9 protein-coding genes are annotated in these 14958 nt (G+C 43.8%); 3 read left to right on the forward strand and 6 right to left on the reverse strand.

All coding sequences use genetic code 11. The features are described 5' to 3' along the window. The first annotated feature begins 52 nt into the window (after positions 1-52). Both OCV30_RS17100 and OCV30_RS17105 read left to right on the forward strand, forming a co-directional pair. Complete coding sequence (locus OCV30_RS17100) at positions 53-2185, forward strand: tRNA(Met) cytidine acetyltransferase TmcA domain-containing protein (protein WP_065679141.1); 2133 nt, start codon at positions 53-55, stop codon at positions 2183-2185. A 530-nt stretch (positions 2186-2715) separates the two neighbouring features. Continuing rightward, positions 2716-4386: a FapA family protein gene (locus OCV30_RS17105; protein ID WP_065679142.1), complete on the forward strand. Its 1671-nt coding sequence runs from the start codon at positions 2716-2718 to the stop codon at positions 4384-4386. Positions 4387-4534: 148 nt separating this feature from the next. On the opposite strand, the gene OCV30_RS17110 is transcribed toward OCV30_RS17105, so the two are convergent. From OCV30_RS17110 to OCV30_RS17135, 6 genes are all read right to left on the reverse strand, one after another. Next, a complete protein-coding gene (locus tag OCV30_RS17110) occupies positions 4535-6649 on the reverse strand; it encodes a type I secretion system permease/ATPase (protein WP_009846012.1) in 2115 nt (704 codons plus the stop codon). 17 nt (positions 6650-6666) lie between these two features. Next, a complete protein-coding gene (locus tag OCV30_RS17115; RefSeq protein ID WP_065679143.1) occupies positions 6667-8577 on the reverse strand; it encodes a bifunctional diguanylate cyclase/phosphodiesterase in 1911 nt (636 codons plus the stop codon). A gap of 5 nt (positions 8578-8582) precedes the next feature. Continuing rightward, complete coding sequence (locus tag OCV30_RS17120; RefSeq protein ID WP_012600028.1) at positions 8583-9251, reverse strand: transglutaminase-like cysteine peptidase; 669 nt, start codon at positions 9249-9251, stop codon at positions 8583-8585. 59 nt (positions 9252-9310) lie between these two features. Next, positions 9311-10702 carry an HlyD family type I secretion periplasmic adaptor subunit gene (locus tag OCV30_RS17125; protein ID WP_065679144.1) on the reverse strand — a complete coding sequence of 464 codons (1392 nt, stop codon included), beginning with the start codon at positions 10700-10702 and terminating at the stop codon, positions 9311-9313. A gap of 112 nt (positions 10703-10814) precedes the next feature. Further along, entirely contained in the window at positions 10815-12119 is a 1305-nt protein-coding gene (locus OCV30_RS17130; protein WP_065679251.1) for a sigma-54-dependent transcriptional regulator, read from the reverse strand. Between the two features lie 100 nt (positions 12120-12219). After that, complete coding sequence (locus tag OCV30_RS17135) at positions 12220-14118, reverse strand: sensor histidine kinase (RefSeq protein ID WP_370736699.1); 1899 nt, start codon at positions 14116-14118, stop codon at positions 12220-12222. A 190-nt stretch (positions 14119-14308) separates the two neighbouring features. On the opposite strand from OCV30_RS17135, the gene pdxH reads away from it, so the two are divergent. Next, positions 14309-14944: a pyridoxamine 5'-phosphate oxidase gene (gene pdxH / locus OCV30_RS17140; protein ID WP_065679146.1), complete on the forward strand. Its 636-nt coding sequence runs from the start codon at positions 14309-14311 to the stop codon at positions 14942-14944. The last annotated feature ends 14 nt before the right edge of the window (positions 14945-14958 follow it).

Below are 14958 nucleotides of genomic sequence, written 5' to 3' on the forward strand. Positions count from 1 at the left end.
GCTTTTTATTTGGCTGTGATAAACTGTGTTTAGATGAATCTGGACGCTAACTATGACAAACCCAACCAATACTTTTCTGCATACACTTTCTAATATTGCCCAACACAATGGTCACCGTTACGGTGTGGTCTTTGATGGCGACTTTGATTGGCAAAACTCTGCTGTTTTAACCTTCCTTGAAAATTCGTACACTCCGAGCATCTTCCAGATTGGTGGAACTCCGTTTGAAGGAGTGATTCATGCTCCAGTCAAAAAAGGCCAACAATTGCTTGGTCGTGAGTCCCAAGTTATTGTTTGTGATTTTAGAGAGCAATTTGATGCGAATGGTTTTAGCGCTGCACTAGGTTCGTTAATCGGTGGTGGGCTGTTGTTGGTGTTGCCGCCAAAAGTTGATGACTCTGAAGATAACGAGAGCTTTGGCCAACGTTGGTTAAAGGAGAATTTCAATAAGCTCATTTCGGTTTCACAACACAACGAAACAGACGATGTTGTTCAAGCGACTAAAGCACTTCCTCTCAAGCAAGACTTTGAAAACAGTTTGGACAAATTCGAACAGCAAAATCTGGCTGTTGAGTTGGTTAAAAAAGTGGTGTCTGGGCATCGTAAACGACCTTTAGTTCTCACGGCAGATAGAGGACGTGGTAAAAGCTCTACATTGGGTATTGCCGCTGCTCAGCTTTTGGTTGAGCGTCATGGATTAAATATCATCGTGACAGCGCCTTCAGTGAAAGCAATCGAGCCTGTATTTTCCCACGCAAGTCAAAGCCTAGAAGACTGTGAAGTGCTCAACGCAACTTACATTTGCTATCAAAGCGGAAGTTTAAGATTCGTAGCACCAGATGAATTACTTAAGTCTAAGCCTGATTGTGATTTGCTATTAGTCGATGAAGCGGCTGCAATTCCAATCCCGATGCTCAAATCTATGGTTGGCATTTATCATCGTATGGTTTTTTCAACCACCGTTCACGGATACGAGGGGAGTGGGAGAGGGTTTGGACTTAAGTTCGAGTCTTGGCTTTCAGAGCATCGCCCGGGGTGGAAAGGTTTTAAGCTCGATCAGCCCATTCGTTGGAATCGCAATGATCCACTAGAGCGCTGGTTGTTTGATTGCTTCCTGCTTGGTAACGATGCGTCGCTAAGTGATTCGGTGATTCAAGAGTTAGATAGCTTTTCTGATCTGGCAATCAACCAACTGAGCTTGGTCGAGTTATCAAAGGCAGAATGCTTGGCGAACCCGGAGCCGCTACAGCAATGCTTTTCTCTTCTTGTTGACGCTCATTATCAAACGTCACCAAACGATCTAATGCAGTTTCTCAACAATCCAGCAATCCGTTTGTACGCTGCTTGGCAGAAAAACGAATGTTTAGGTTGTATGTTGGTAACTGAAGAAGGTGGGTTGGATAGCGATCTGATTGCTCAGATTCAACTTGGAAAACGAAGACCTCAAGGTCACCTAGCTCCAGTGTTACTCGCAAACCAACTGGGTTGTACGCAAGCGGCGCTCAGTCGTTGCCTTCGAGTTATGCGTATTGCCGTTTCAACACGTCATCAAGGTTCGGGGATTGGTCGTTGGATGTTGGGGCAGTTGTCAAAGCAAACTAATCAGGCGGATTACTTAGCAACGAGCTTTGGCGCGACCAGTGAATTGATTTCATTCTGGCGCGATAACGATTTTGTACCTGTGCACATTGGCCACCAGCGCGATCAAGCAAGCGGCTGTCACTCGGTATTGATGGTTAAGCCACTTAATAAAAGCGCACAGAATTGGGTCTACAATCTGATAAGTCACTTTGAACGTAGTTTCTGTTTTCTCACTTCTGGTTCTTTGGCTTCTCTCGAGGTTGATATGGTGCGCGCATTATTACCAAGGCAAGCGGAATCTATGGCAGAGTCTGAAATCCAACTCCTCAGGAATTATGTCGATGGTGGTAATAGTTACGACAGCATTGGTTTCATTGTCCTGAATTTGATTCTCCAAAGTAATGGTCATCAAGCGCACATAACTGAATCTGACGCTATAATCGATACAGGTTTCGTTGTTTCAGACTTACTTATCGCGAAAGTCGTGCAGCAGAAAGAGTGGGGGACTTGTGTCGAACAGTTTAATCTAGTCGGACGAAAACAAGCTGAGCTACAGTTTAGGAAAGATGTCGGTACTCTACTATTAAATTTACACTGTAAATAAGTAGGTCAACGATCGTCACTAAATTTGGAACGACAGAGCATATGTCGAGCTGTTAATTAGATTTACAGTGTAAATTAGAAGGCCGGATTTACACTGTAAACTGAACCGCGGTATGTAATGACCTATGTGATTTCAATTATCCAATCTTTATGCAATTTCTCAATTTGTTGAACATGTCCATCATGGCGCTCATTTCCTATCTCAATTCTACCGATCTAATCATCGCCGTTGTTTGGAAGGTATAATTTCATATTATCACATCAATTCATCCCGAATCGTTTGGTGATGAAGATCCGTCGCTGTATTGCGATCTTATGCTCGTACCCAATATTCATAGTTTGAAAAATCGTGAAAGAATCTTTTTTGTAAAGGTGAAGAAGAGATTAGAATCGGTCAGTCTTATTTATGAGTCCCTTTGCAACATCGAAAGTAAGTGATGTGACGCTGATTATTCTACTGTAGTGATTCTAAGCACAGAGCGAATTATATAGACTGCATAACAACAGAGTTATTAAGGGTACACAATTCGAATGTGGGATAGCATCGTTACATTGTCGGAAGATAGGAAGCAAGTGATGGCATGTCTGCCGTCTGGGTTTGTGGTCAACGCAAGCTTTGACAATAAGACATTACCAACAACCTTAGAAGCTTTGAATGCATCAAACTATTTTATTTTCGAAGAAGAGATACTGCGTTTTGTCACTCTTGCTAAAGAAGGTAAGGGAGAAGCTTATCAAGGAATATTGATTGCTGAAGTTCGTAATTCCAGTGTTACGGTTGAACTGTCTGATGATGAGATGCTCGCAAGTCTTGTTGTAACTGGGGCATATAATGGGCAGGCATTACGTGGCAGCGATATCATTCATTGCTTGGCTCAGGCTCACATAACGAAAGGAATTAATAAGCTAGCACTTAGAAAAGTCTTAATGATGAGTAGCAAGCTAAAGCCGGGTGAAAAATTTACTCAGCCCGTTGCCAAAGGTTCTCCAGCTGTGAAGGGTAAAGATGCTAAGTTTTCAGCATTGGTTGAAGATATTACTCATCAAGTATTAAAGCCTCGCAGTAAAGACGCCGGTAAGATCGATATGCGAGATCTCGGCGAAACCATTACCGTTGGTCAGAATGACCCGCTAATGAAACGTACTCCTGCCACCAAAGGTATTGCGGGCTTTACCGTCCAAGGTCGAATTATCCCACCCCTTCCGGGCCAAGACAGTTTGATTAAGCCAGGAAAAGGCACCCACATTTCCCCTGACGACCCTAATTTATTACTTTCTTCATCCTCTGGTCTGCCCATTATTAAAGAGCGAAGTATCGAAGTGGATGACGCCTTATGTGTTAGCAATGTCGACGTATCTACTGGGCACGTTAAATTCAAAGGTAATGTGTTTGTCTCTGGGAATATAGAACCTGGAATGATAGTGAAGGCGACCGGAAGCATTACTGTTGGTGGCTTTATTGAATCTGCAGAAGTTCAGGCTCAGGGGGATATAAAAGTCGCGAAAGGAATTATTGGTCATACGACCAAAGAGGATGAGCCAAAAAGCTGTAAAGTACTTAGCAAAGGCTCTATCACAGCAAGCTACGCACAGAATACGGAACTGCAAACCGGCAATGACATTCTACTCAATCTACATAGCATGAGTAACGACATTCGTTGTGGCAACAACCTCATTGTGATGGATACCTTTAAGAAGCATGGCACACTTAGTGGCGGTGAAGCTAAAGTCGGCGGTAAAGTGGAATGTGTTTTCTTAGGCGTTGAAGGGGATACAGCAACTAAGGTTCATGGTTTTGCTCGCTTCGAGGGATATCAAAAAAAGATAGCTCAATTGAAGGAGATTTATAAGCACGCTCAAGAACAAACCATGGACGTCATCCGTCAAGAACTCGAATTTAAGAAGCGACCAAAAGCGGAAAGAAGCGAAGAGCAAGCGTTGGAGATTGAGCAGCGACGAGAAAAAAACAATCAAGCGATAGAGAAGACTAAATCGCAGTTGGATACACTCGAAGCTGAATTTGAGACAAACCTTGCCGAGTGCACAGTAGAGGCGCACGAGAAAGTGTACACCCGTGTATCTGTTTTGTTTGGTGATGAGATGGTGACGACTAAGCGAACGCACGGCGGCAGTGTTTTCTCGTTCAATCAATATGAAATTCAATGTTCTTTCAAAATGGAGAAAGAAGATATCTCATTGTAATTGAGCGACTCTGAAATTGCCCAATACTGAATAGAGCGGTTCGAGCAGTGTTCTGCTCATTAGACCAAATAAGAAAGGGGGAGCTGATGCTCCCCCTTTGCTTTTGCTGATATTGACTTAGTTCGATTCTTTAAGTCACATGAGCGCTTTAACTTGCCGCTTTTACCTTTCCTTGCTTCAAGTCTGACAGAACTTGTGATTTTGGTCCGTCGGCAATAATGCTGCCTTTCTCCATCACAATCACTCTATCCACGATATCCAACATCGACGTTTTGTGGGTGATAAGAATCAAAGTCTCACTAGGTAACAACTGGCTCAGCTGATGCTTAATGTGCATCTCTGAACGGTTATCCATAGCACTGGTAGGTTCGTCCATCAACAATACAGGAGGGCGCCCTAGGAAGGCTCTAGCTATGGCTATCGACTGACGTTGACCTCCTGAGAGTAAACCACCACCTTCACCTACTTGGCGTTCTAAGCCTGCGGGATCTTGCTGAGTAAAAGCGGTAACACCTGCACGGTTGGCAGCATCCATGACATCACGATCGTCAACCAACGGGCGTCCCAAGGTAATGTTGTCTCTTACCGTGCCATAGAATAGGTTACTGTCCTGCGGCACACAGCCTATATTACGTCGTACGTCGACATGGTGAAGTTGTTCCATATCGGTGTCATCAATGCGAACATGACCTTCTGTGGGCTTGTACAGGCCCATAATCAGGCGTTCAAGTGTGCTTTTACCTGAACCAATTCGTCCAATAATCGCGACCTTTTCACCTGGACTAATATTAAGAGTCAGGTCTCTTATAGACGCGATTGGCGAATCAGGGTAATGGAATGTTACTTTATCAAGCGCGATATGCCCTTGAATAATCGGACGGTGGATGTATCGCTTACCTTCCTCTTGTTCACTGGGCATCGACATGACTTGTTCAATCAAGGTCATTGATGACTTCGCTTGGTTATAACGCGTAGAAAGCAATGATAACTGGACAAGAGGACCAATTGCTCTACCACTCAACATAGTAGCGGCAATCAAGCCACCCATTGTAAGAGTGCCTTCTGCCATTAGGTACACACCAAAAATGATCATCCCCACATTGGTACTTTGTTGAACAAAGCCTGCTGTATTTTGGATGCTATCGGTAATACGACGACTTTTGATGTTCCAGTTTGCCATGTGCGCAACAGCTTCTTCCCAGCGGAATTGGAATTGGCTTTGAGCGCTGAATAGCTTAACGGTTTCTAGCCCCGCTAGACTCTCAATTAAGTTTGCGTACTTCTGAGAAGCAAGGCGAGAGCCTTCTTCAATGGTACGACGCAGCGGGCCTTGTATTAACAACGCATAGATGATCAGTATCACCACGCCAACGACAGGAACAAACACAAGGTTGCCAGCCATTAACCAAATTAACGCCAAGAACATAAGAGCGAATGGCAAATCGATTAATGAGCCTATTGTTGCCGAAGTAAAGAACTCACGGATTGACTCGAATTCTTGCAGGTTTTTAGCAAAAGCACCGACAGAAGCAGGCTTAGCTTCCATGCGAATCCCGAGCACCTTACTGAACAACTTAGATGAAATCAGGATATCGGATTTCTTACCCGCAACGTCAATAAAGTAGCTTCGCATTAACTTTAAAAGCAAGTCAAAGAGGAAGACGACAAAAATACCACTCGCGAGTACCCATAGCGTCTCAAACGCAAGGTTTGGTACCACTTTGTCGTACACCAAACGAGTAAACATTGGAGCTGCAATAGCGAAAAGGTTGATTAGAATTGATGCGATCAGCACATCTCGATAGATTTTTTTAGATTGCCAAATCGTGCTCCAAAACCAGTGACCTTCGCGCGTTTTTAAAATTTCTGGCGAGCGTTCATCATAACGGAATTGTTTTTTTACTAAGAAGTAACGGCCGATGAATTGCTCTTTCAACTCTTCGATTGGGATGACGATTGGCATCATCCCACTTTCCGTTGTGATGATTTCGGCTTCTTGCTTCTCAATATCGATACTATTAAGAACGCAAGCCTCACCTTGCTTGAGTAACAATACGGCAGGCAGAATTAAGTGAGGGATGTTTTCTAGATCGGAACGGTTTTCTTTGGCCACTAACCCCGCACGCTCTGCAGAGCGAGGGAATAGGAAAGGGGTTAGCTTTCCATCAGAGAGTGGTAGCCCATTGATCAACGCTTCGGGCGAGTTAGCTAACCCGTAATACCGACTAACGTAGATCAGTGAGTTTAATAGTGGATCTTGCATGCGATATAACCTTACAACTATTTATCAACAATGAAGCCTTGGAACACTTCTACGTAGTTATCAGACAAAATATCTAACTGAGTCTGAGTTTCAATTCGTGACGCAATAGTCGTCACACCAAGGTTATGAGCCGTTCTTGAGATAGACGTTAACGTAAATTTCTGTTTTTCGTCATCAAGGTTATGAGTAAATAGGTAATCCAGCTTCACATAGCTAGGGCGGTACTCGTTGATGTAATCGAGCGATTGGAAGTTGCGTCCATAGTTATCGACACCAAACACCGCATCAGCGTTGCGAATGGTGTTACACAATAGTGCCGTGTAGTGAGGAACATTGACGAAACAGTTTTCTGGAATCTCAAAATGCAACAGATGAGCGATTGACGCATTTTTTTCAAGAGATTTTCCAATCCAACGGATGAAGCTTGGCTGAGAAATACTGCTTGGCGAGATATTGATAGCAACGGGGCTCGTAAGCTCTTTTGCATTCAGTTTTTCAATCATCTTCTCGATAACGTATTGATCGAGGATGTGGCTCATTTCAAGCTGTTCTAATGCGTATAAGTATTGGTTGGCACCGTAACGAACCCCCTCTTTCTCAATTGCAGAAAACACTTCTTGGTGATAGGTTTTGCCAAAACTATTATTTGCAGCTTGGAAGCGGAAAGTTACTAGGTCATTGATGATTGCTTCTTCGACCAACATGCGCCATTGCTGTTTACCCATTACAGCGCCATGGTCGTCAGCAGTTACGTAACCGTAAGCGAGCTCACGGTTCGCTTTCGCGCTAGACAGTGCGTTATCGACCAAAGACATGATTTCAGTACTGGTTTTACGTTTCTTGCTGTATGTCACACCGAGAGCTATGTGTGGATTCGCCATACCTGTTGGATCTGAACCTAGATTTTGAATGCAGTTTACGATGCTGCTCGCGACGAGTTTCAGTTCACTTTCATCAATGTTCGGCATAATGAAGCCAAACTCATCACTAGAAATACGAGCGATAGTAATATCTGGAGATGAAATAGAAGCCTGTAGCTGTTCAGCTAATTGGTGAACTAAGGCATCGCCTTCTTGATAGCCTTTGTCATCATATTCTTCACTAATAAATTCGGCTTTTAGCACCGCCAGACCACCTAAACTAGACTCTTCTAACCACTGAGTTAATTGAGACATGTAGTAAGCACGGTTACCTAACTGAGAAACAGGGTCGATATACGCGCGCTCACGAAGTCGTTGTGCTTCTTGTGCTTGGCTCTTAAATGCAAGTTCAACTTGAGTCGACATATGGTTAATACCGTCGACGACTAAGATGAGATCTTTTGTTTTAGGGCGAACTAGAGGCTCACCGAACTGATTTTTGGCGATCTGATCCATTTTTTTAATAATTAATGACAGCGGACGTAGTGCTCGCTTGAGTATCCATGAAATCGAGATCAAACCCAGTAAGAAAATCGCTCCAAAGAAGGTCACTAGCCGCGTAAATGCTTCCCAAAGCTGAGTGTAGGCAGGACCTGGGTGGCTCACAATTTCAACTTCAGCAAGTTGCATCCAACCACTAGTAATCACGCGGCGATCGTGAATTGGTTTAAACAAATTCAGGTTGGTAAACCATTGTGGGACACCACTTGGTTTCACAGGGTATGAACGAAGAATATCATCTCCTGTGTCTAAAAAAATTAATCGTACGACAGAGTAAGAACTACCATCAAACAGTGCGTTGATAACAGACTCTACAGCCACTTGATCCTTTTCTTCGAGGTAAGGGGCGAGCGCCAGTCCAACAGTATTAATGGTATTATTTACTTCAGAGCGTTGCTGCTCTTCTAAGTAGTCACGGGTGGTATTGAATTCGATCATAAAAACTGAGGTCATCAGTAATATGAAAACCGCAACCATTCCGACCACAAGCTGTTTATATAAAGTCATTGTACCTACTCATCGTAATTGATAATGGGTTTGTTTAATTTTAGAGAGCGCTCACGCGAACGTAAGTCGTTCCATAAGCTCAATCTTGAAGATTTTCCTGATAACTTGCCGCTGCCTGCCGCCGACTTGATTAACCATAGGTTTTTACCATTGAAGCTGTATATCGGTCGTAGATCTCTGCGCTTGGAGCCGCGTTTTATTTCAGGGTTTAAGTTGTCTAAAATTAGTGGTTCTGCACTGGGTGTAGAGTAGTAAGCCAACACCATATGGAATTGGTTTAACTCAAGTGCTTTTACATACACTAATCGTAATTTCTTATCTGGGACGCCGAGTTCAAGTAAAGAGAAGTATTTTGCGATAGTGAAATCTTCACAGTCACCCGCGTTACTGCCCAAAAATTCCAGCGGTGTCGCCCAGTAGTCATTCTTTCCCCAAAGTATACTGTCATCGACAAAGTACATTTGGTTGAAGAACCGATTTACCGAATCGAGTTTCTCTTTTTCACTTAACCCTGCGTACGACGTCATATTTGAGCGCCATGTCGACACTCGCTTCCCTGCTCTTTCTCCGTAGGTTACAGAGACTGCGTCTATCCACCTTTGGTCACTCTTGTTCAGTGCTCCGGAAGTAAAAGAGGTAAGGAACAGCAGCAATAACGAAAAACGAGATTTCATTGCCGCTGCTCTTGTTTTTTCACTGCATCTAGGAAGACGTTCTCAAGCATTAACCGTCCTTACTCTTTTAGTGCGTTGTTTTGAGCACTAAAAATTGGCTTCAACATATATTCAAGCACGGTTCTTTTGCCGGTGATGATATCGACAGAAGCGGTCATACCTGGAATGATAGGCAGCTCTTCATTAGCCCCAAAGCTGTACTTCTCGGTACGAACACGCACGATGTAAAAACTATTGCCTTCTTCATCTTGAGTGGTATCGGCACTGATGTGCTCTAACACACCCACTAAACCACCGTATTTAGTAAAGTCATAGGCACTGAATTTAACCACAGCGCTCAATTCTGGACGTAAGAATGCGATATCTTGTGGAGCAATTTTCGCCTCAACTAATAGGGAGTCTTCAGTTGGTACAATTTCAACAATGTCCATACCCGGCTGGATAACACCGCCTACGGTATTAATACCAAGCGTTTTGACGGTTCCTGTTACTGGAGAAACTACTACAGTTCGATTAACTCTGTCTTCAAGGCCAACCGCTGATTCCGTCATTGCAGAGAGCTTATCTTGTGCTTGGTTTAGCTTCTCTTGTTGTTCTGATCGGAAGTTCAATGCAGCATCGATACGACTGAGCATCGCTTCTTTGATTGCTGAACGTAGAAGAGGGATTTTGAGTTCGCTAGAGGTCATTTCTCGGCGAGTGTCGTTAACTTGCCTTTGCAGCTTGAGCAGTTCAATTTTTGGCACCACCCCTTCATCAGCAAGAGGCTTGGTAATATCTAATTCTTGGCGGGCAAAGTTGTAACTCTGTCTTAAATTCTGAACACGCGCTTTTATTTCAACTAGGTCTTGTTGTTTCTGTCCAACCTGTTGATCAAAAACGGAAAGTTGGTTCTTCAGGTTATTCAGATCTTGACGATATTCTGCTTTTTGGCGATTAACCAATTTGGGGTGAAGGTCGTAGAATAGTGGTGGGAAGGCGAGTTTACCATAATCGAGTAAGACACTTTTTTTCCACTCCTTTACTGAGAATTCTTCATTGATAACAACACTGGTCAGTGAGGCGGACAGCATCAGTACATTAGCCGTTAAGTTCGCAACTTGTTGCTCACGCTCACGAAAGTCAGAGCGGAATCGAGTGTCATCTATTAATAGTAATTGTTGCCCTTTTTGAACTCGTTGCCCTTCTTTGACTAAAATTTCTTTAACCAAACCACCTTCAAGGTTTTGCACCACCTGAATCTGAGAGGAAGGGATCACCTTGCCTTGGCCAACAGTCACTTTGTCGATTTCAGCCCAAGCAGACCAACCAATAGCAGCGACAAAAAACAGAACGATAACCCACAACATAATACGCGCACTGGTGGGCGTATTGAGGAGCAGTGCCGCTGTTTTGTCATCGACATACTCAAGTTCGGTCTCGTTCAATTTGCTGAAATTTTTCTGACTCATAACAGTCCTTGTTCGCTAAATAAAAGTGCAAGCTTTGTGAGTGTATTCTTACTTTTGATAAATGTTAAGGCTTTGCTCCTTTAAATCTTTGAATTTATATATTTTTTAACTCTTATTGTTTTTTGAAATCTGTTTTATCAAGTTGGTGCTTTCTCAGCTTGTCATAAAGCGTTTTTCGCGATACTTGCAGCTCTTGCTGTACCTCTTTTAAGCGCCCTTGATGACGATGTAGTGCCTCTATCAAGATGATTTGCTCAAAGCTATCGGTTCGTTGGCTTAATGACAGTTGTTGCTCTTCAGTCTTTAGATCGATGTGGTCTTTATCGCTTTGCTCTTGATTATGATTAGGCTCTGATTCAAGCGATGCCAGCTTGGGTTTAGTCAACACTCTGAGCTCTGCATGTTGGCGAAGCTGTCGAATATTTTCACTCCAGTGAGTGGCGATCAATCGTTGAACCTCTTTTTCTGTAATCACCGGAGGGGGTAACTGATATCGACTTGCCGCACCACGAGCGAAATGTTTAAACAAAGAACCAATATCTTCTGTTCGTTGCGCTAGCGGTAGCAAATCAAATCGACGGAACTCACTTACCATTGTAGTAGGAAGTATTGTGGTTGCTAAAATGATACAAGTTGCACTGGTCTTGCATGAGTTTTCACGAAGTAGAGTGGGTTTTAGGTTCGCTAGCCACTGCCATTGGTCTTGAGTTAATGCTTCTGTTTCATGGATATAAAGTGTCCCCCCCTGATGTTTCAAGAACAGTTGCAAAACAAACTGATGGAATGTCGCTTCGTCACTGCGTGGCAAATTAAACGCAGCAACAGGGCAAAGCTCTGCAGCTTGATGGCTGTGAAGATCGTGCGTGTACTGCGCCGTAACCCTTTTGCCCGTTCCTAAATCACCGACGAACAGTAGAAGTGGGTTAGTTTTGGTATCTAGAGAGATCAGTTCTCGGCGTAATGCCTGCATTGATGGCGATTGACCAATCAACTTTGGACCTACCTGATTCTGTACCGCCAACTCTTTACGTAATAGATTATTCTCTTCAACCAGTGCCAGCTTATCCGATGCTTTTTTTACTGCGGTCAGCAGGGCATCGACCACAAACGGTTTTTCTAAAAAATCATAAGCGCCAGCTTTCATTGCGGAGACGGCTGTTTGCACGTCCCCATGGCCTGTTAGTACGATGATCTGAAAATGAGGGTTTTGATTCAGCAGTTTTTGCGTCAATTGAATGCCATCCATCACCGGCATGTGAATATCGGTAATGACAATCCCAGCTTGCGTCACATCTATTCTCTTTAGCGCCTCAATGGCATTGGGGAAGCTGGCAATATCGATGCCTTCAATGAGCATGGCTTGTTCTACGGAGTCTCGAATGGCGGGTTCATCATCGACAAAATAGAGTTTAGGCAGAGAGTGCAAAAGTCGAATCCTTAACAGTATGTGAGGTTAGCTATGTGTGAAATTAGCAGTATGCAAAATTCATTTTCTAATCAACGATAACAACGGCACGTTAGCCCTTATCGTTATATAACGGGATGCTTAGCGAGAATACCATGCCTGAAGGCTCTAACCGGTTGGCGCTGATTGTGCCGTGATACGCTTCAATAATCCGTTTCGATATTGAAAGCCCTAGCCCTAAACCTTCCGGTTTGGTGGTAAAAAACGGGTCGAATAGCTGTTCTAGTTTGTTATCCGGCATGCCAATTCCGTTATCCCAAATGATCAGCTGACAAGAGTCATGATGCAGTTGCCATTCGATGCCTATCTGTGGGCTAGCCTGTTGATCAATGCTTTCCAGGTTTTGTTGCTCCTGCAAGATTTTCTGTTCAATAACTTGCTGTTGAAGCGCTTGAGTCGCGTTGTGAATTAGATTCACCAGTACTTGCTCGAGTTCGGTTGGATGAATGGCAATATTAATGTGATTTGGCACCGTGCTTAGTCTTAGTGTAATGCCTTGCTTGATCATCAGCGCACTGAGAATACTGGTGGCGTTGTTGACCGCTTGGTGCAGGTTCGCGACATGATGTTCTTGTTTAGTGACCTTGCGAGTAAAGACTTTGAGTCGCGCTATGATGTCGGTAATGGTGTTGTTGAGGCCAATCATTTTCTCAAGATTGCTCTTCACTAAATCTGTCCGTTCCATTTCTAGCAGCTTTAAGCTGTTCTCGCTATAAGTTCGAAGCGCTGCAAGCGGTTGGTTGATTTCGTGGTTAATGCTGGCTGACAGCTCTCCGAGTACCGCTAATTTTGCTGTTTGGGCCAGCTCTTGTTCTGTCTGCTTCAGCTTTAACTGCGATGCTTGGTATTGAAAAATGGTTTGCTGAAGTTGTTGATTGGATTTCTTCAAATAGTGAGTACGTTTATCAACGGTTTGTTCTAGGTTTTGGTTGAGCCGGGTTAGCGCCACTTTCGCGACGTAAGTCTGTCGCCACGACCACGCGATGAGCATCACCAAGCTGTAAATCACCACGAAGATGACATCGATCTGCAGCACTTTAATAAGCTCAGCTTCGGCCTTTTTTAATGCGACAACTTGGTACTGATTGTTACTGAAGGCTGCGGGGTAAAGATTGAACGGCCCAAGTTTAAACAATCGGTTTGCCGTAAGTTCTTTTTGTACTCGATTTGGTTGAATGTTGTTGGGCTGACTAGCGTCGTTAACTTGTGGTTGATAGTTGGAAGAGCGAAAAGCTTCTATGATCGAAATTTCGCTTTGACCGTATTGGCGCTGCAGGGCGATATCGGTTTGTTGCTTCTGGCTTAATGGCAACAACGAGTGATAAAGCCACTGAGTTTGGCTGGAGAGAAAAACCACTTGGTTAGAGTCGAGTACCACAATCTCAAAATCATCGCTGGTTAGGATGTTTTCAAGGTTCTCTAGACTCACTTTAACGGTGATAACCCCAACAATGTCATTCTCTATATACAGGGGCGAAGACAAAAAGTAACCGCGTACGTTGGAGCGAGCCCCCAGTGCGACATAGTGTGTGCTGTTACCTTCAATCGCGGACGCAAAATAAGGACGAAACGAGAAGTTCTCACCCACGAAAGTACCGAGCTTCTGGTAATTACTGGAAGCGACCACAGTACCGCTCGGGTCATGAATATAGATGGTGTCAGCTTGGCTTTGATTAGACCATTCAAATAGCAATTGATTGAGCTGCGCAGCGGAAATCTTGTCTGTTTGTGGTGATGAGTCAAAATAAGAGAGCAGACGCGGGTCATGGCTGAGCAAATCAGGGATCTGTTTGAATTTATCCAGTTCAGAGTCGATTTGTAGGTTCGCTTTATTGGCCGCTTCGTTGAGCTTTTGAGTGACCACTTTTTCTTGAAATTGTACTGCCAAAAAATGAGTTGTGCTCAGCCCAATAGCCCCCAATAACAATGAGAATAAAACGAAGGGAGTCATTATGTTAAGCAGTATCTTAGTCACTAGGATCTCAGCATGTCATCGGTTTGTATAAAGATTATCAATATGATGGATAGAGTACCGAGATCTTGTTAACACAGAGCACCTTCTGTGAGACAAAACCATGGCTTAGACTTGTGTTTCAAAGGATTACAGCGCAAAATCAAAAAAAATTGAAAGGAGCAACCAAATGGAACTGACCGATATTCGTCGCGAATACGCTAAGGGTGGATTGAGACGTAAAGACTTAGCCGTAGACCCGATTGAGCAATTCAATCTATGGCTAGAGCAAGCTATTGAAGCTAAGTTGACGGACCCTACTGCCATGACAGTTGCTACGGTTGATGAAAATGGTCAGCCATTCCAGCGAATTGTTCTGCTAAAGAATGTTGATAAAGACGGCTTCGTTTTTTACACCAACTTAGGTAGCCGTAAAGCGCACCAGCTAGAGCACAATAGCAAAATCAGTTTGCATTTCCCTTGGCACCCTCTTGAGCGACAAGTTCATATTACGGGCACGGCTGAAAAACTGACAGCAATGGAAAATATGAAGTACTTCTCGTCACGACCAAAAGAGAGCCAATTGGCCGCAATTGCAAGTAAGCAAAGTAGCCGTATCTCTGCTCGTGGGATTTTAGAAGGCAAATATCTAGAGCTTAAACAGAAGTTCGCGAAAGGAGAGATTCCTGTGCCTTCTTTCTGGGGTGGCTTCCGTGTGCGTGTGGATAGCATTGAGTTTTGGCAAGGTGGAGAGCACCGCTTGCATGATCGCTTCTTGTTCTCACGCCAAGATAGCCGTTGGGATATCGACCGCCTAGCGCCTTAATTTGCTTAACTGCT

The organism is Vibrio atlanticus, assembly GCF_024347315.1.
GTDB classification, from domain to species: domain Bacteria; phylum Pseudomonadota; class Gammaproteobacteria; order Enterobacterales; family Vibrionaceae; genus Vibrio; species Vibrio atlanticus.